General features: G+C 49.9%; 14 protein-coding genes and 5 tRNA genes. 2 read left to right on the top strand and 17 right to left on the bottom strand.

Features of this window, described 5'->3' with window-relative positions; translation table 11 throughout:
- Positions 1-29 precede the first annotated feature (29 nt).
- The 8 genes from DWY89_RS07525 to DWY89_RS07490 all read right to left on the bottom strand — a co-directional run bounded on the left by DWY89_RS07525 (position 30) and on the right by DWY89_RS07490 (position 12753).
- Complete coding sequence (locus DWY89_RS07525) at positions 30-974, bottom strand: hypothetical protein (protein WP_118524557.1); 945 nt, start codon at positions 972-974, stop codon at positions 30-32.
- A 108-nt stretch (positions 975-1082) separates the two neighbouring features.
- Positions 1083-4985, bottom strand: a complete 3903-nt coding sequence (locus DWY89_RS07520) for a peptidase A26 (RefSeq protein ID WP_118524556.1) — start codon at positions 4983-4985, stop codon at positions 1083-1085.
- Between the two features lie 116 nt (positions 4986-5101).
- On the bottom strand, positions 5102-6331 hold the full coding sequence (locus DWY89_RS07515) for a DUF6273 domain-containing protein (protein WP_147353330.1): 1230 nt from the start codon (positions 6329-6331) through the stop codon (positions 5102-5104).
- A gap of 852 nt (positions 6332-7183) precedes the next feature.
- The gene (locus DWY89_RS07510; protein WP_118491573.1) at positions 7184-8635 is read right to left on the bottom strand and encodes a 4Fe-4S dicluster domain-containing protein; all 1452 of its coding nucleotides are present in this window, start codon (positions 8633-8635) and stop codon (positions 7184-7186) included.
- 15 nt (positions 8636-8650) lie between these two features.
- On the bottom strand, positions 8651-9835 hold the full coding sequence (locus tag DWY89_RS07505) for a SpoIIE family protein phosphatase (protein WP_107000473.1): 1185 nt from the start codon (positions 9833-9835) through the stop codon (positions 8651-8653).
- Positions 9836-11551, bottom strand: coding sequence for a [Fe-Fe] hydrogenase large subunit C-terminal domain-containing protein (locus DWY89_RS07500; protein ID WP_118522987.1), 1716 nt, complete (start codon positions 11549-11551; stop codon positions 9836-9838).
- A 37-nt stretch (positions 11552-11588) separates the two neighbouring features.
- Positions 11589-11834, bottom strand: a complete 246-nt coding sequence (locus DWY89_RS07495) for a (2Fe-2S) ferredoxin domain-containing protein (RefSeq protein ID WP_022358982.1) — start codon at positions 11832-11834, stop codon at positions 11589-11591.
- Between the two features lie 304 nt (positions 11835-12138).
- Positions 12139-12753: an HAD family phosphatase gene (locus DWY89_RS07490; protein ID WP_118524554.1), complete on the bottom strand. Its 615-nt coding sequence runs from the start codon at positions 12751-12753 to the stop codon at positions 12139-12141.
- A 188-nt stretch (positions 12754-12941) separates the two neighbouring features.
- Here DWY89_RS07490 and DWY89_RS07485 point away from each other — a divergent pair, with 188 nt between their 5' ends.
- On the top strand, positions 12942-13277 hold the full coding sequence (locus DWY89_RS07485) for a cyclic-di-AMP receptor (protein ID WP_022358984.1): 336 nt from the start codon (positions 12942-12944) through the stop codon (positions 13275-13277).
- A 149-nt stretch (positions 13278-13426) separates the two neighbouring features.
- Here the strand turns inward: DWY89_RS07485 and DWY89_RS07480 are convergent.
- From DWY89_RS07480 to DWY89_RS07440, 9 genes are all read right to left on the bottom strand, one after another.
- Positions 13427-13510 (bottom strand) — tRNA-Leu (locus DWY89_RS07480).
- Between the two features lie 11 nt (positions 13511-13521).
- Positions 13522-13601, bottom strand: a tRNA-Leu gene (locus tag DWY89_RS07475).
- Positions 13602-13866: 265 nt separating this feature from the next.
- A tRNA-Ala gene (locus tag DWY89_RS07470) sits at positions 13867-13939 on the bottom strand.
- Between the two features lie 103 nt (positions 13940-14042).
- Positions 14043-14115, bottom strand: a tRNA-Thr gene (locus DWY89_RS07465).
- Between the two features lie 234 nt (positions 14116-14349).
- The gene (gene rlmB, locus DWY89_RS07460) at positions 14350-15114 is read right to left on the bottom strand and encodes a 23S rRNA (guanosine(2251)-2'-O)-methyltransferase RlmB (protein WP_022358985.1); all 765 of its coding nucleotides are present in this window, start codon (positions 15112-15114) and stop codon (positions 14350-14352) included.
- Between the two features lie 19 nt (positions 15115-15133).
- A complete protein-coding gene (locus DWY89_RS07455; protein ID WP_118524553.1) occupies positions 15134-15571 on the bottom strand; it encodes a ribonuclease III domain-containing protein in 438 nt (145 codons plus the stop codon).
- Positions 15556-16965, bottom strand: a complete 1410-nt coding sequence (gene cysS, locus DWY89_RS07450) for a cysteine--tRNA ligase (RefSeq protein ID WP_107000478.1) — start codon at positions 16963-16965, stop codon at positions 15556-15558. The genes DWY89_RS07455 and cysS overlap by 16 nt, the downstream gene beginning before the upstream one ends.
- An 18-nt stretch (positions 16966-16983) precedes the next feature.
- A complete protein-coding gene (ispF, locus tag DWY89_RS07445) occupies positions 16984-17559 on the bottom strand; it encodes a 2-C-methyl-D-erythritol 2,4-cyclodiphosphate synthase (RefSeq protein WP_118522989.1) in 576 nt (191 codons plus the stop codon).
- Positions 17560-17656: 97 nt separating this feature from the next.
- On the bottom strand, positions 17657-18604 hold the full coding sequence (locus tag DWY89_RS07440) for a YegS/Rv2252/BmrU family lipid kinase (protein WP_243022792.1): 948 nt from the start codon (positions 18602-18604) through the stop codon (positions 17657-17659).
- Positions 18605-18845: 241 nt separating this feature from the next.
- On the opposite strand from DWY89_RS07440, the gene DWY89_RS07435 reads away from it, so the two are divergent.
- Positions 18846-18918 (top strand) — tRNA-Val (locus DWY89_RS07435).
- Positions 18919-18953 lie beyond the last annotated feature (35 nt).

Here is an 18953-nt window from a genome sequence, read left to right as displayed (position 1 = left end):
CCCTTAACACCGGCAGTCCCTCGTTTTCTTTATTTTTCAGTTCCCCAAACTGATTTCAGCAGCGAGATAATCCCCGTTTCATACTCCTGTCTTGGTATTTCCTGTCGTCCCCACTTTTCTTCTATCTGCCCCATCGGTGCCTGTATTTTCTCCCAGGCAGCCTCGGAAATCGTCCCCTCTCCCCGCATACTCAAGGTCAGCGCCAGCACATTGGCAAGACTGTCTGGATCCGCTTCATAGTCCTTTCTTCTCTGCTCCCGCTCCTTATTTTCATAGCGGTAAAACTCCGTCTCAAAGTCAACCGGATACGTTTTCGCATTTGAAAATAGCGGCAGACTGGAGGTCGGATCCGTCGCATACCACTGTGTGCCGATCCGCACCAGGCACGCATCATGGAGATATTCCGGCGTGTAGGTCACACACTCCAGCCCTACGATCCGGCATAGGAACTGAAATTCTTCCGCGAAATCCCGGCAGACGCCAACGCCTCCTTCCAAAACCGGGAAATTCTTTGCCTCTTCCGGCGAACCGTAATGATTCTGGTTAAAACCTCCCTCTCCGTTTGCAATCCGGTTATGCACATACAGAAGACGCGTTTTTTCATCCAAATGAATCCAGTCAAAACTATTGACAAATTTCTGCAGTTCTTCGACCGAAGCCCAGCTATAATTTGCTTTCGGTTCTCCCTTCGTATTCCACCCTGGATTTGCTTCCCCCGGATAACGGACTGCCTCTTTCAGGTAATATTCCGGATCGCTGATCTCTGGGTACTGCTCTGAAAAAATACTTCCATTTCCATAAAAACTCATCTCTCCATTCTGCCACTCCCATCTCAGACTCTCTGTGTCCTTCCATTCACCGCCATGCGTCCCCTGATTGCCCGCATAAGCGCTGAAACCTCCGGCTGCGATCATGGCTGCTGCCAGTACGGCTGTACATTCCGATTTATTGGTTGTTTTCTTATCCTGTTTCATCTTTTTATACCCCCATTTTTCATTCTTTTTGTCTCATTCCACTTCATTTTTTATGGAAAAAATCCCTCCATTTTCCTGTTTACCTCTGTTTTCTTCTCTCCTCCTCTCTCAGCTTCTCGTCTGTACTATTCCGTCCAGCACCCAGGAACCATCCGCATTGACTAAATTCCCATCGGGCGTGTGCGTATTTCGATACAAACGTCCCCTCATTCCATCAGATTTTTCCTGAAAATAGTAACAATGAAACACTCCATCGCTTCCCGGCAGCCAGTTCCAGCCAGTCAGCATACGCCCCTGTGTTCCATCCATTTCCTTCCAGAGATAATATGTGTTTCCATCCACATCCGTATACCAGCCGTTCACCATCCTGCCATCTGCATCAAATCGGAACCAGTCAAACGTACTCTGCCCCTTTGCCGGATCGGCATATGGATTGTGGACAGCCGCCCATTCAGAAGCATAGTTTCTACCGCCCGCTTCAAACTGCCAGCTTCCATCTGCATTCTTCCGCCAGTTTCCAGCTACTACATATTCCGGTATGGCTGCCGCATCCGCATTCTGCCCGGGGCCTGCCTGTCCTTCTGTCAGATTTCCAATACCCGCTCCTGTCAAATCACTGAACCCCGATGCCGGTCCGGTTGCATTCGCTGCACTGCTTCCTGCCGCTGCCCCCTTTCCAGAAGAAGAGCCTCCACCCAAGCCGCCGCCCGAATGAGAACCTCCGCCCGAATGGGAACCTCCGCTGTATGTCTGATCGACCGCCTCATACTGAATTGTGACTGCCGCCCGGTCCGTGAAGCCACCATCCTCGGTTTTCACGGTCACATATGCCGTATGGCTGCCTGATTTTAAGTATTGACGGTCAAGCTCCTGTATCCAGGAAGCCGTCGTATTGACCGTCACGGTTCCATCCGATGATACATACAGCGAATCATCACTTGCCTGATATGTCACTTTCTGGTTAAACGCCTGCGCCGGAAATACCGACGCTGCCAGCTTTTTCGCACCGGTTCCCGTCCATGCCTCCACCGGACGATAACCCGCCCCCGTCCGGGTGCGTTTGATCTCGTATTGCAGCGTTTTCGGTATAAGGCTGATGCCTTCCACACAAATCTTCGATTCGTCCACTGTCCGGAAATCCACCTGTACTCTGCACGATGCCGTCTGCCGGTTTCCAAGCATATCATCGCCGATCACTGTCACCTTCGTCGTGCGGCTGCCGGAAGCTGTCTGTATTTCATACGGTGTATTCACATGTCTGCCCTGATCTGCCGCGATCAGATCCCGGATCCATTTTGCATCCTTTTTCGCCTGCACACCGGCAGACTTGTCCTCGCCGTCCACCGAAATCAGTGCTGCGTCACCGACAGTCCACGATATATCTTTCCGGTCAAAATAATCGGGTGTAAAAGACGCACTCAAGACCTGCGGTGCCGTAACCCGGATCATTTCATCTGGATGTTTCCGATTTCCGTTTAATGTCCGCACCACCTCAAATTTCAACTGATCCTGATTTAGTACCGCACCTTCATTGGCTACATAGGTCTGATCCTTGATCTGGAACGTAACCTCAATCCGCGCATTTCCCCGGCACGGCTTCCCATCAAAGCTCGCCGCCGGTTTCGTCTCTGCCGTCAGCACCGCTACGCCGCCGTTCTGATACCCTGCTCCGTATATGTCGCTTCCGATCGCATACTGGTATCCGCGGTCTGCCTGCTCTTTTTCCAGTTTCCGGACTATATCAGTGATAAACGAACTATTTAAATTTACCTGGACTGACGCGCTCTTTTTCGTATAACCACTTTCCTCATCGTCATTTGGAAGTAACGTAATCAAATCTGAATCATCGATACTCCAGCGCACCGATGCATCCGCCACATCATTATTCCGATCCACAATCGCCTGCACCGTCACCGGCTGTACCTGTGTTCCCGCCTGCAGATTTCCATGGATGTACGTCGCAATTAATTTTCCATTTCCATCCATCACGCGTGTGACTTTCGTCGGATGTTTCCGGTTTCCGGTCCGCTCCTGCACCACCTGGAATTTCGTCACGCCCGGCGTCAGCCCGACCGAAACTGCCACCTTTTTATAAACCGCCGACACCTGCGTATTTTCCTCCGGCATCGTAAAACAATACTCGCCGCCATTTACATAAGTAGTATCTTTCCGGCTCTTCCCACGCGTATACGTCGGAACTCCCTCCATCTGAAAGCGTGCTTTTTCCGCCTGCTTTGCCGAGGTGCTGACCGTCACCGTCTTTCCCGGTGCCACCGCACCGCGGTGTTTTTTATCGAGTGTCCGGTAATACGCGCCATTTCCCCGTGCTTCCAGCACTGCCACATCGTAATAATTCGTTCCATTGGAGACGGTATCGACCTGCGGAATCGTAATCAGATAACCACGGACCGGGCGTCCCGCATCATTTGGTGCAAAATGGTCAAGATCGTACCCGACCGACTCCGCATCCATCTCCCCGCCCAGCTCTTCATCCACAATCGAGAGAATCCCCTGTTCCAGTTCTTCATAAAAATATCGCTCGTCCACATCCCGCGTGACACCGCCGGATACCAGCGTGAAGAAATTGTCTTTCGCGTGGGAATATCCGATGTGCGCCGCGTATGTATACTGGTTATCATCTGAAATGCCGCTTCCACAGACATTGTTTGCGATTTTCGCTTCCGTATCCGCAAACAGGTACGCGATGTCATCCCCATATTTAAAATAATTAGCTGGTGCGCGGTATCCGATGAAGGTTCCTCTGTGTCCGGCAGCCCCGGTTCCCGACTGACCGATCATTCCCTCAAACCGCCCCACTTTCAAGTCTCCGCTGATTCGTTCTCCAACGAGTCCTCCGACATTCTGGCTGCCAGAACCGCCGATCGTGCCATTTACATAGGTATTGTAGAGAGCCGCCCCATTCTGAAGCCCCACGATTCCGCCGACAGTCGCATCCGTTCCCTGAATCCGCGAGGTACTGTTATCCCCGGTGCGGACCTGGCAGTCAATGATACGAGAATCATCCGCCGCTTCCCCGGCGATTCCGCCCGCAAGCGCCTGCGCTCCGGCTGCACGTCCCGTCGTTCGGACGGTTACCTGTGCCATTCCGTTTTCCACCGTGCTGCCTTCCATGTGCCCGATCATTCCACCGACCGCTCCGGTTCCTTCCACATCGCCTTTTACCTGACAATTAAAAATCTTGGAATTCTTCGCATTTCCTGCCAAAATTCCCACCTGACGCACTCCTTTGACCGGCTTTCCTGGTTCCAGCGTCAGATTTCGGATCTCCGCCCCATCCAGCGCACCAAAGAATCCAACATTCGGCGAACTGCCTCCTGCAAACCGGAAATTTGAAATCTTATAACCGTTTCCATCCAGATTTGCCGTAAACGGGTGCGTCACCTCCCCTGAAAGTTCCGAATCATCCCGGTAATAACCGATCGGATTCCAGTCCATTCCTCCCAGATCGATGTTCGCCGTCAGCTCAAACCATGCGCCCCGGTAATCCCCCACGATCTCTTCTTCCACCTCACCGTAATCCGGCTGCATGCCAAACGCCGCCAGGAAGCTAAGTCCCATCAGCTGATGTTTCGTGCGTATCTGATACGGTTTTTGTTTCGTTCCAAGTCCATGTGTTCCATCCAGAAAGCTCAAATCCGCCACATCCCAGTTTTCCCAGAGATTTCCGAGGCTGGCGCTGACGCTAACGCGCGGCATGATTAATTGTGAAGGAGTTGCCTCTATAACTTTGGAAGAACGTAATTCTGAGGGAGTTGCCCTCACATCCGCATTCATAAGCTCACTGGACGATGCAGCCAGTTTCTGCCATTCTTTCTGCCTTTTTATGGCATCGTCTGTATCATCCAACTTTTCCTTTCTTTCCGAAACAATCCCCAAATCCCAATCCTCAAACACAAACCCGCTCGCCGCAAACGCCGGCAGCGTCGCCGACAAAAGCATCGTCGTCATCACCGCAAATGGAATCACTTTTTTCATCTTCTTTTTCCCCATACACGTTCCCCTCTTTCCCCAAACATTAGATTGCTTTCCCCTTGTCCAATCTTTTCTCCTAATCAAACTGCCAAACAGCTTCACTCCCGCTTTCCAAGCTCAACAAGTATTCTTTTTTACATCTGTGACAGTGCAAATGCCGGACGTACTCCATATGTCTCACTGTCCGTCCTCACCGGACGCAGACAGCCATTTACCAGATCAACGCCATAAATCTGCTGATTATAAATGAATTTCCCGTTTTCATCCTGCAAATAAAAAGGCGTCCGCAGATAATATCCCTGTGAATAGGCACTGACCTGACTTTGTGGGTTATCATCCCCGGAATCAAACCGCCATAGATATTCCCGGTACGCAAGTGCCTCTTCCAATGACAGGCAGAAAAGCTGGTCGTTCATAAACTGAAAACCAATATCATGACGCGCCAGTTCCCGCCCGGACGTCTGCGAAAATGCACCAGCCGCCGTGCTTCCCATGTACGCGGTCTGGATTCCCGTATGGATCGGTTCCAGACAGAAGCTGCTGTTCTGACTGTTTTTCTGCAGCCATGCGCGCACCTGCGAAGTTTTATAATTATTGTCTTTGCCAAACGAGAAAATCTTCATCTTTTTTCCCGGTGCCGTGTCCACATCCGCCCGGATCACGCGGTCACAGAGAAACAGCGCTGCTTTCCGGTGTTCATTCTGCCAGTCATGGTAATCGTCGTCGATACAGGTAAATGACAAAATCTCTCCGCCCACCTCGCGCAGCTGGACATCGCCCTCCTTCCAGATCACTTTTTCGGGCATTTCACTTTCACTCCAATCCACGCTTCCACAGCGGTCACAGATTTGATCCCCGTTTTCATCCAGGTGCCCCAGCGCCGGAAGGCGCTCTATCTTTTCTTTCTGACATCGTCCGCAGACATACACTGCCCGCCCATTCTTTAAGCAATCATTTTCCTCCCACTCCCATTGGCTCCACTGATGCGTACAAGTACGGTCATCCCAGTTTCTCCGCACCCGGATGCGCGTAATGATATATTCCTTTCCATCCACCGAAAAGGAATCCTCTTCCACCTCAGAATAAACTGCGTCGTATTCCACCCCGATTGTTTTTGCCGACGGTGTAAAATCCTGACCAATCAGATAAAATTCATGCCACGCTGCATCCCCGATCGCAGATACCAGATTCCGGATCCTGGCATCATTTTCCGACTGATTTTGAACGGTCAGACCGGAACCGCTGCCCGATACCGCCGCATCCTCGCGCCCAAATATGGCGCACTCCGCCTCCCATGCCCTCTGTTTCCATCGTTCCAGGCGTTTCCGAAGTGCCAGCATGGCGGCATCCTCCTCTGCTCCCATTTCTGGAGCCTTGCCGCCTCTTTCATATTTGATATAAATTTTTTCAGTTCCTGTTCCATACAGTTCAAATATTTGCGGTGACTGTACCGCTGATTTCCAGATATGCCCGTCGCTCCCTATGATTTGCTCTGGGAAAGATACATTCAGGGAAGTTCCTTCCAAAACTTTGCCCGTTTGCGTATGAAATATAAGATGATTTGCATTCTCAGCATCTATAAATGAGACGCTGTAGCCGACTATGACAGCTGTTTCTGCCTGTTTCACTGCATTTTCAGCTGCCAGCGCCATTCTACCGGATGAAAATATCAATATCAGTGATATTCCCAAAATGGTACCATTCCGGCAGCGACGCCCTTTATGAGCCCCCATGTTTATTTTTAACAACTCAAACCTCCCCCCTCAAACCTTTTTCACATCCTCACTCTGAGTTAAACAACGGTTCTTTCCGTCTATAAAAAGCTTTCATTTTGCATTGCATATATCATATAATATATTGCACATTTTTTATAACGATACCGTTATTCGATTCTCCCAAATTTTCCTAAATCATCGAATTCTGTGCGAAACGCACCTCACAAATTACTCAGAATAAAAAGATAAATTAGAACGAAACCACCTGCGACCGCAGTTCATTTCGATAAGATATACTGAGTCTAACACATCTATTCTCTAAATGCAAGAACTCTTTTGGAATTTTCACAACGAAAAACGCCCGCCCCAGAAAGTCAAATTCACATTCCAAATTTCATTTTCCAGAGCAGGCACTTTCCCACTAACTCATATATAAATTTTAGTTTATTTTATCTCAGCCAAATTCTCAGAACACGCACATTCTCCCAAGAACATCCCGCATCAATGCCGATGCATCGAGAACGACGACATATCATACGCCTTCAGGTTCTCATGTACTTCTCTTGCATCTGCCTCGGCGATGAGTTTGTCTCTCGACTTCTTCGCCTCCATCTCGGCTTTGTGCTTGCTCGGTCCGCCGACACAGCCGCCGACACACGCCATACCCTCGATGAAGTCCTCCGGCAGACGTCCCACTTTCAGAAGAAGAAGGGCTTTCTTACACTCAGCCGCACCGTTGCAGCGCGCTACCTTGATATCGGTATTCTCACCAGACTCTTTCAGACATTCTAATACCGCCGCTGTTACGCCGCCGCCATTGCCGAAGCGTTTTCCAAATACACTGGCTTCCTGCATGCTGTTCTCTTCCGGCTCCAGATTTACATCTTTCGCCCGCATCATCGCACGGATCTCTCCGTAAGTCATCGCATAGTCCGCATTGCCCTGGATATTCAGATCCAACGTCTCGCTCTTCTTCGCGATACACGGTCCGATAAAGACGGTGACAACCTCCGGATCCTGAGCCTTCAGCATGCGGGAGACCGCACACATCGGGGAAACCGTCGTGGACATATTGTCAAGCAGCTGCGGGAAATGCTGTTTAATCATGTTGACAAATGCCGGACAGCAGGAGGTCGTCATCTTCTTGCCCTCTTTGTAAGCTTCCGCCCACTCTTCTGCCTCAGCTGCCGCGGTCATATCGCCGCCCAGACCAACCTCGATCATATCTGCAAACCCAATCTTCTTTAAAGCTGTTTTCCAGCTTGCAAACGTGATGTCCGGTCCAAACTGGCCTTCGGTCGCCGGTGCCAGCATCGCTACGACCTTTTTGCCTGCGTTGATCAGGCGGATCACATCGACCATGAAGGTCTTGGAACCGATCGCACCGAACGGGCAGGAATGGATGCAGGCGCCACACTGGATACATTTTTTCTCATCGATCACACATACACCATACTCATCGTAGGTAATCGCATCCACTGGGCAGACCTTCTTACACGGGCGCTCCAGATGGGCAATCGCATTGTATGGGCATGCCTGGGAACACTTTCCGCACTCGCGGCATTTATCTGGGTCGATGTGCGCCTTGGTATTTCCCATGCTGATCGCTCCAAACGGACAGGAGTTCTGGCAGGCTTTACCCATACATTTACGGCAGTTATCGGTGACTGTGTAGGACGCAATCGGGCACTCCTCACAGGCTGCATTGATAACCTGTACGACATTGTTTGTATTGCGGTCAGACGGACATTTACCTTCTGCCAGACGGATTCTCTGGCGGACAATCTCTCTCTCCTTGTATACACAGCAGCGGTACTGTGCCTGCGGACCAGGACTGATTTTATACGGAATATCGTCTCTTCCGTCCTCTAACTGATCATTCCAGGCAAGCTTTGCTACCTCGTAAAGTATCTCATGTTTGATGCGCAGAATTGTCGCGTCATTCGTTACCATGGTTTATCCTCCTTATTAATAATACGTTACCGTAACTTTCTTTCCCATACCTTCGACTGCTTCTTTTAGCTGTTTGACCAGGTTCTGGCGGATTCCCAGATCAAACGCCAGCCCTGGATTCTGGTAGGCGCTGTTCGCCGCCGTTCCCACAAACATATGTAATTCCGTGCAGTCTTCAATCAAAATCTTCGCGATCATGGACGCACCATTTTTCTTGTCCAACTCGCTGAAAAACTCAGAACTTAAATCGCATTCGATCAGATAGCGTTTCAGAAGTTCGATCGCTTTTCGCAGCGTCAGGACTCCCTCCGTCACCAGATCGATGCCTTCCATAAAAGCGATCGGCGGAATATCCGGGTCGCTGTAATCCATTGATACCCGCAGCGGTCGTCCCAGCTCCCGCGACAGGATCGTCGCGCTGGTTCCGCCCGATACAATGTGCTTTGCCGACTCATCTTTCATAAAATCCGCCGTGATCGTCTCATCGTCATTGCGGTCGAGCGGCGGTCCCGTCATCAGGTTGACCGGTTTCCGGTCAATGATCCGAGCTACCACAACCGTCGTATCATCGCCCGGTTTTCCCTCGTAAATCTGGCTGCATTCCGCACAGAGTGCCGCCGCCATACGTGCCGACGAAAGAGAGGTCAGACATTGTTCCGAAACAAACTCTGCCACCGACTCCCACGGCCAGCCAAATTTATATTTGCCGCTCTTTCCGACTCCCGCGTGCGTCACGCCGTCGCTGACAAGTACCAGCGCATCACCCTTCTGAACCTGGAACCGGCACTCGCTGATCTCCTTGTCCTTGACGAGACGCTTGTATTTCTGCAGCTCCACCACATGACCACAGCGCAAAAAAATGCATCGCGGGTTATCATATTCAACTAAATATACCTCGCCGTTGTTGAAAATCTGGAGAATCGAGAACGTCGCATACGCCACCTGTCTCGTCTGACAGATCGGAAGCGTCTGCACAATCGTCTCCACACATTCCTCCAGCGTGGCTCCATTTAAAAACATCGTACCCAGAATCTTTGCCGTCAGCGTTGAAAGAATATTCGCCTTGACGCCGCTTCCCATGCCGTCCGCCAGAATGATAACGTCCGAATCTTCCGTTTTCAGGCACTCTACCGTATCGCCGCACAGGATCTCTGAATACTTATTCAGACTTTTAAACGTGACATCTACGGTTACTCCCATTTATCGGACCTCACTTTCGCTCTCATCGTCAATCAGGGAACAAAGCTTCATCAGGGTTGTCTTCGTCTCCGCCGTCGTCTCACCCAGGAGTCCGGCAATATTCTGTGCAACCATCATCTGTTTGTAAATGACATTCTGTGCCAGATCAATGGTCGCCTTTTTCTTGGCATATTCCTGTTTTGCCTGTTTTTCCTCGCGCGTCACATCAATGATCGTGGCAATGACAAAATTGCCGTCATCGATATACGCAATGTTTTGAAGCGTCACAAGATTCCGATCCGGATAGATCACCTTCCGGCTGTGGACGCTTGTGTGCGTCCGGAATACCTCGCGTACATCCTCGGCGTTGATAAAGTCCTCCAGCGGTTTTCCCTTGATCGCCTCCGGTTTGACGCCGAAATACATTTCTGCCGCCACCGAACACTCCCGGATCCGCATATCATCGTCGATGATCATGATCAGGTTCGGGGACGTATCCATCACCAGATGAGACAGCGACTGCGCCCGGTCATGCAGGTACGGAATACACATATCGACCTCCGCCTTTTTCTGGAAAACAGCGATCGCCTTCTCCCGACAGGTCGGATAACCGCATGCACCACAGTTTAATTCCTGCTCCGGCGTCATCTTGCCCGTCTTTTTCAAGATCTCCCGGATCTCTTCCTCGGTCGGAATCCGCTCCTTCTGGGAACGATCCACAAACGTTCGGTGAATCTCCACCTGGCGCGCCGCCTCATGCATCAGGGATAGATCTGCCGGTTCCTTCGGAAGCATCGCTTCCAGATCCAGCTTAACTTTAAAACTCGACACGGAGGTCGCCGTGGACGGTCCATTGACACAGCCTCCATGACAGGCGTTCATCTCGATGAAACAGCCAGCCACCTCGCCGGTTTTCATCGCCTCACAGACATCCAGGCAGTCCTTCACGCCGCTGACGTAGAACTTGCGGTACTTGTCCGGTTTCTTCTGGGTCGCCGTCACCGCCGTAAGCAGTCCGCCGCTGACCGGATAACGCAGATTCGCGCCCGGTTCACGATCTTCGAACGGTTCTTCCTCACATGCTTCGATCTCGATCTGTTCCTCTGACAGCCACTGTTTTAAATCCTCAAATGTGAGGACTGCATCGGGCTTCACAACCCTGTTTTTCTCTTTTTCCGCGATACACGGTCCGATCACAACCACCTTCGCCGCCTCGCCGAACTCCGCGTGCAGCATGCGCGTATGGATCCCCGACGGAATCAGCACCGGTGCCAGATATTTGATCAGTTCTGGATAATGAATCTCAATCAGGTTCACGATACTCGGACAGGCAGTTGTGATGATATTTTTCATCTCGCCCTGCTCTAATAAACGGACATACTCTTCCGTCGCCAGCGCGGCTCCCTCCGCCGCATCACAAACATTCGTAAATCCCAGCTTTTTTAATGCTGACTTGACCTGCCCCCGCTTTTTATACGGCAGAACCCCCATATAGGAAGACGACAGCGATGCAATAACCGGTGCGCCGCTCTCAATCAGCTTTTTGACCTTGGAAAGTTCGCTCGGAACACGTTTTGCCGACTGCGGGCAGTTCAAAAGGCACTGCCCACAGAGAATACAGCGATTTGGCATGATATATGCATGACCATCCCGGATCATGATTGATTTCACTTCGCAGCCCCGCACACATTTATAACAATGCTTACACATCGTCGCCTTAAAATCAATAATCGGCATAGACTCTCCCTCTCTTTTTGCCGCTATATGTAAACGATTACGCGTTCAGGCGTCCCAGAATCTCCTTCTGGAAAAATTCTTCCGTTGTCTCCGGTTTTACGGAATACAGTTCTCCATCTACCGTCACACAGACACCTTTACGGCAGTTGCCGCTGCAGAAATCTCCATTTAAATCCACCTCACTGTCCAGATGATTCTCTGAAACCAGCTTCTGCAGCTTCTGGATTACCTCGCGGGATCCTTTCAGATGACAGGCACTTCCGATACAAATCGATACTCTCATATAATGACCTCCTCACTATCCGTTATAAAACAGACGCAGCCTTTCACCGGAGATTCCCGGTCAAAAAACTGCCTGTTCACATGCATCTTCCAGGGGAATTTACTAAAAATGCATCTTTCCCCATTCTTCTTCATTATCTCATATTGTGATATTATTATCAATCAAATTTCTTTCTGATTTTGTATTTTTTTTAGACCATAAGTACCTGATTCCAAAACCTTTTCACTTTCTTTTCATCAGCTTATGACTCTCCCGGTGTTTTTTAGGAAAATAATCTTTTTATCGGGCACCTTGCACTGCTTTTCTATAATATTTCCATCTTCCCCATGTACGCCCGTAGCTTCTCCACATTCCCGTCCGCAAAACAGTAACCATCCATGCCGCAGCCCTTCGCGCTGTCGATGTTATCCTGACGGTCATCGATGAAAAAGCATTCTTCCGCTTTGAGATGAAATTTTTCAAACAATCTCTCATAGATCGCCGGATTCGGCTTCGCCAGCTTCTCCTCCGCTGAGACAAGCGTGCCATCAAAATATTCAATGCCCGGAATCTCCTGCTCGAACACACGCAGGCGCACGGAACAATTCGAGCAGAGGTAGATGCCGCAGCCCTTTTCTTTCAGTTCCTTCACCAGCTCTCCCATCCCCGGCTTTGCCCAGATGTTGTACTCATGCCAGTGTTCCAGACTTTCCTTCGCCAGCCAGCGCAAATGTTCATTTGGCAGGCGTTTCTGCACCCGCTCCAGCGCCTGTGCATCCGTCAGCGTTCCCTCGTCTAAAAGCGACCACTCCTTCGAATCAAACAATTCGCGGCGCATCCACTCCACATCCTCCGGATTATCTGTGTACTCCCAGCACACCTTGACCGGATCATACTCCAGTAAAACCATTCCCATATCAAATACTATATTTCGAATCATACTTCTGCCTTTCTCTCATCCCGCAAATCTGCCGCCATTCCTGCGGCAGATGGAATTTTCAGTCCAAAAAATTCTCACCTGCAAGCAATCATAATCATTTATATTTTAACATAAATTTCTCATTTTTTTATTTCCATTTTCATAAATTAATGGTACAATAATAGAAAATTTTTCAGGAGGTACCGCTTATGAAAATGATTATCGCAATCATTGGCAGTGAGGACGCCGATGATTTAGTATATGAATTAAACCAGCACTCCTTCTTTGTCACCAAGCTTTCCACGATGGGCGGCTTTCTGAAAAAGAAAAGTACAACCCTGATGCTCGGTGTCGAAGATGAACGCGTCGAGGACGCCATCTCCATCATCAAAAAAATGTCCGGTGCCCGCGAGCAGCTTGTATACACGCCGCCGACCATGGCCGGAAACTGCTGTCCGACCGTCAATATGACCGTTCCGATGAACATGAAAGTCGGCGGAGCAACCGTATTTGTAATAAATGTAGAAGAATTTCAGAAATTCTAATTTTTTGATTTATATTACAAATCCGAATCAAAAAAGGGGCTTTCGCTTGCGCGTCTGCCCCTTTTTGATTCCTTTTATAGAAAAAGAAAAACTCCCGGAGAAATCATCTCTGGGAGTTCCACGCTGCACTCAGGTTCTGCAGCTAATCATGCAGAAGAAGGGACTTGAACCCTCATGATGTTGCCATCACACGGACCTGAACCGTGCGCGTCTGCCAATTCCGCCACTTCTGCGTAATTTCTAGTGCGGGCAACAGGACTTGAACCTGCACACTCTCGTACCAGAACCTAAATCTGGCGCGTCTGCCAATTCCGCCATGCCCGCTTGCTTGTCTTTCTGACTCACAAGTGAGTTTATTATAACATAGGGTAGTTCAAAATGGAAGAGTTTTTTTTATTTTTTTGAATTTTTTCGAAAGTTCTTTTAGAAAAAATGTGCGGCAAATTCATCGATACTGAAAGTCCGTGTGATCCTTGTACCGAAAAGTGTGTACCTATAACGGAATATTTGGTTCCGCTTGAAATCTCAAAAAAACAAAAAAGCCTTGAAAACAAAGGAAAAACCAGTGTTTTCAAGGCTTTCTCTATCATGGAGACAACGGGATTCGAACCCGCGACCTTTGCGTTGCGAACGCAACGCTCTCCCAGCTGAGCTATGTCCCCGTCCAAACTGTTATCATTATAGCACAACTGGAATGAATTGCAAGTAGAGAATAAAAAAAACGGAAACCCTTGTAAATCAAAGGCTTCCGTTCTTTTCTAGCAGAGCTGCTGACGGGAATCGGACCCGTGACCTCCGCACTACCAATGCGACGCACTACCGACTGTGCTACAGCAGCATCTTTTTGTTTTCGGCTCATCTCTAAGCCTCGATTAGTTTATCATGATACAATCGTTTTGTCAACGGTTTTTTTGAATTTTTTTTATTTTTTTAAATTTCCCGTTTTTTTCATCGGATGCCTCCGTTTTCATTCGCAGACATCCGATTCTCATTTCCTATCTTTTCATATTTCTATATGATTCCAACGGGGAGGGGAGCAGCGGAATCGGTTGCCCGATACCTTTCACTTACCCTACATCATTCTCTGACGCACAATCTCATATGCCAGCACGCCAGCTGCCACCGATGCGTTCAGGGAGTCGATATCTCCCTTCATCGGGATCGATGCGATGAAATCACATTTTTCCCGCACCAGACGGCTGACACCTTCGCCCTCATTGCCAATCACCAGACCGATCGGCCCTTTTAAGTCGAGGCGGTACATGCTCTCTCCTCCCATATCGGCACAGACAAACCAGAGTCCTCTCTCTTTCAGCTCCTCGATCGTGGCTGAAATATTGGTTACCTTCGCCACCGGCGTATAATTCAGCGCTCCCGCCGAGGTCTTCGCAACCGTCGATGTCAGTCCCACTGCGCGGCGTTTCGGGATGATCACGCCATGTGCGCCTGCCAGATTGGCAGTACGGATGATCGCACCCAGATTGTGCGGATCCTCAATGCCATCCAGAATAAAGAGAAACGGCGGCTCGCCTTTCTCTTCTGCCAGCTTTAGCATATCTTCCACCTCTGCATAGCGGTATGCCGCTGCCTGTGCAATCACGCCCTGATGCTTACCGGTCTCAGAAAGCTGGTCGAGTCTCTCCTTCGCCACATAGTGGATGATCGTATTCTGCTTTTTTGCCTCTCTCGTGATCGTCTTGACCGGTCCATCCTGGCAGCCATCCAGCACAAACAGCTTATCCACCGTCTTGCCCGAACGGAATGCCTCTAAAACGGCGTTTCTGCCTTCGATCATCGTCTCTTCAAATCTATTTTCCTGCTTATTTTCCTGTTCCATCTATTTTCCTCATCATGATTTATAACGATATTAATTCTCCCATCTGTTCCAGCCCTTTTCCCAGAAGTTCTGCCATCCTGTCAAACTGCTCGGTCAGATAGAGATAGCCCATCAGCGCCTCAAATCCGGTCGCCATCCGGTAATCCTTCATCGTCGCGTGCTTCGGCATCGTAAAAGATTTCGCATTGCGTCCGCGTCGGTATGCCGCCTTCTCCGCATCCGTCAGCTCTTCCTCCAGAAGCAGATAAAAACGTGCCTGTGCGTCCGCCTTGACCAGGTTCGCCGTCTTCTTGTGCATCTTGTTGACCTGCATATTGCCGCGGTTCATGACAAGGGTGCGGATCGCCAGCTCATAGACCGCATCGCCGATATACGCCAGCGCCAGCGGGGAATACTCCCCCGCCTCAACGTGTTTTAAATGCAGCGCTTCCTTAAACGCATTTAAGCCCGTTTCCATTTGACGCCCTCTCTCGTATCTTCCAGAATAATTCCCATATCGAGAAGCTGTCCACGGATCTCATCTGCCAGTGCGAAATTCTTGTCTTTTCTCGCCTGCTGGCGTTTTGCGATCAAGTCTTCTACTTCGCTGTCCAGAATCTCTTCCTTCTTCTCCGTGATAATACCGAGCACATCGCAGAGCTTGTCCATCGTCTCTTTGACATAGGAAACGTATGCCTTCGTCGATGCTTCCGAAATCGTGGAGTTGCTCAGGCGTACAATCTCAAAAATAGCTGAAATCGCATCTGCGGTGTTGAAATCATCGTCCATCGCCGTCTCGAACTTCTGAACCAACTCCTCGACTGCTGCCTGATTCTGCTTCTCCTCTGCCGTCATCTCGCCCTCTTTCGCTGCTTTCAGGCAGTCTGCCTGATGCTCTGCCGCAGTGCGGATGCGCTCTAAGCTGTTTTTCGAAGCTTCCATCAAATCCGCGCTGAAATTGAGCGGGCTGCGGTACTGGGCGCTCAGCATGAAGAGACGCAGAACCTGCAAATCGTATTTCTCACTGATCTCACGCACGGTAAAGAAGTTTCCAAGAGATTTGGACATCTTGCGGTTATCAATATTTAAGAATGCGTTGTGCATCCAGTAGTTGGCAAAGGTCTTGCCGTTCGCGCACTCGCTCTGCGCGATCTCATTTTCATGGTGCGGAAAGATCAGATCCTCTCCGCCTGCATGGATATCGATGGACTCGCCAAGGTATTTCTTGGACATCTCGGAGCACTCGATATGCCAGCCTGGACGGCCCTGGCACCACGGAGACTCCCAGAACGGCTCTCCTTCTTTTTTCGGTTTCCAGAGAACGAAATCGGTCGGATCTTCCTTGCCTTCCTCGCCGGTTACCTTGATCTCACGGAAGCCGGACTGCAGATCGTCCAGATTTTTATGGGACAGTTTTCCGTACTCTTTAAAGGATTTGGTGCGGAAATAAACCGTGCCGTCAGCTGCCACATACGCATGTCCTTTTTCGATCAGCGTATTGATCATCTCGATCATACCGCCGATCTCCTGAGTTGCCTGCGGATTCTTCGTCGCCGGTTTGACGTTCATCATCTCCATATCTTTTTTGCACTCTGCGATATAGCGCTTGGAGATCGTCTCCGCATCCACGCCCTCCTCGATGGCTTTCCTGATAATCTTGTCATCCACATCAGTAAAGTTAGATACATAGTTTACTTCGTATCCTTTGTACTCAAAATACCGGCGGACCGTATCAAATACGATCATCGGTCTTGCATTTCCAATATGAATAAAATTGTAAACGGTCGGTCCGCACACATACATCTTAACCTTGCCCGGTTCGATCGGCACAAACTCCTCTTTTCTGCGGGACAATGTGTTGAAAATTTTCATAACCTCATTACTCCTCTTCTATTTTAAATCTGCTTCCGGTGCTGCCTGACAGCCGCCACAGCCGCCGCATCCACCGCAAGCCGCTGCCTGCGTCATCATTTCACTATCATAACAGTAATTCTCCACTTCCGTCAACAGGGTAATCGCCTGTGAGGAAATGCCCTCGCCGCTGCCTGTAAAACCAAGCCCTTCCTCGGTCGTCGCCTTGACACTCACACGGCTGACCGGAAGCCCCAGCGCATCTGCAATATTTTCTGCCATCTGTGGGCGGTATGCAGCCAGCTTCGGGCGCTGCGCAATGATCGTGGCATCGATATTTTCAATCACATAGCCGCGTTCCTGCAGAAGTTTCCCTACCTTTTTCAGAAGTTCGATGCTCGACGCACCCTCATATGCCGGATCCGTGTCCGGAAAATGCTGTCCGATGTCGCCCAGTGCCGCCGCCCCTAAGAGCGCATCCATCACCGCATGCACCAGCACATCCGCATCCGAATGTCCTAACAGCCCCTTCTCATACGGGATCGTCACGCCGCCTAAAATCAGTTCCCGATCCGGAACAAGTTTATGCACATCATATCCCTGTCCTATTCTCATCGTATTCTAGTTCCTTTCTTGGTCATTTTGTAACTGTCCGGACTGCCCGCAGTTACTTTATTTGATAAATTATTTTATACTTTTGAAAAATATACACTTATCCAACAATTTTTAATTTACGCTCAATACAGCGGACTTCCAGATTGCTCTGGTACTGACAGCCCTCGCCGTCCACGTGAACTGCCATCGGGCGTTCCGTGTAGATCTGGACCTCCCGGCAGCTGAAGCACCGAAGCCCCCGGTTGTGGGAGCGCCGGAACAACGCCCGGAGCAGGGTTCCAAGCACCTGCCGCTTCGAGGCATGGCTGACAATGCAGACCTCCAGGTTGCCGTCGCTGCTGTCCGCCTTCGGCGCAAACCAGAATCCGCCGCCCTCGCAGGGTTGAATCTGTGCACTGATAAAATAAATATAATTAAATTCCACCCGGCGCGTTCCATCGAGCAAAATATACCCCCGGATCGGTTTCGCCTTCAAATACTGTATAAATCCCAGTATCCGGTACGACAATCGCCGCAGATGAATCCGGTTGCAGATATTTTTGATCGCCGAACGCTGCATATGCTGGCATACTTCCGCATCCAGCCCGATCCCCGCGCTGACAATAAAACGCCGATGTCGGAGCACATCATCGCCGTATGCAATCACACCATAATCGATCTGCCGGATCCGCCGCGCCTTAAAAATCCGGCGCAGTTCGCGCATCGGTCTTCTCGAAAGCCGGAGCCCGCGCGCCAGATCACTGCCTGTCCCCACCGGAATATAGCCCAGCGTCACCATGTCGCAGGAAACGATTCCGTCCACGACCTCATTCATTGTCCCGTCACCGCCCACGACCACAATCACCCGTGCCTCCTTGCAGTGGGACGTCAGCTTCCTTGCATACTCTGTCGCCTGCCCCGCATATTCTGTCAAATATGCCTGATACTCAACCCCGTCCCGCACAAGCCGCTGCTCTATTTTTTTCCATATCTTATAGCCGCAGCCACTCTGTGAAGCGGGATTAATAATGAAATAATACATTACTCCATCCTCATATTTTGCCATAACGTCCCCTGCTTTCCGAAAATACAGAAACTCCCCTGCTGGGGCGTTATATTTTATCTTTTACCCTGCCAGAATACCTGTCACAGGATACAGCGCCATTACAATTTTGCATGAGATAAGTATACCATACTTCCTTTTAAATGATAAGAAAATTTCTATAAATTATTTTCTCAAAAGTGTTGACAATCTTGAAAATTTATATTATACTTGCAAAGCAATCGCGATTTGTGCGAGTGTCAGCGGGATCTTAGCTCAGCTGGGAGAGCATCTGCCTTACAAGCAGAGGGTCACAGGTTCGAGCCCTGTAGGTCCCACTTTTCTAAATTTAATATGGCGAGATAGCTCAGTT

The sequence above is a fragment of the Clostridium sp. AF27-5AA genome (genome assembly GCF_003478415.1).
In the GTDB taxonomy this organism is placed as follows: domain Bacteria; phylum Bacillota; class Clostridia; order Lachnospirales; family Lachnospiraceae; genus Otoolea; species Otoolea fessa.
This window is presented reverse-complemented; position numbering and strand designations above follow the sequence as displayed.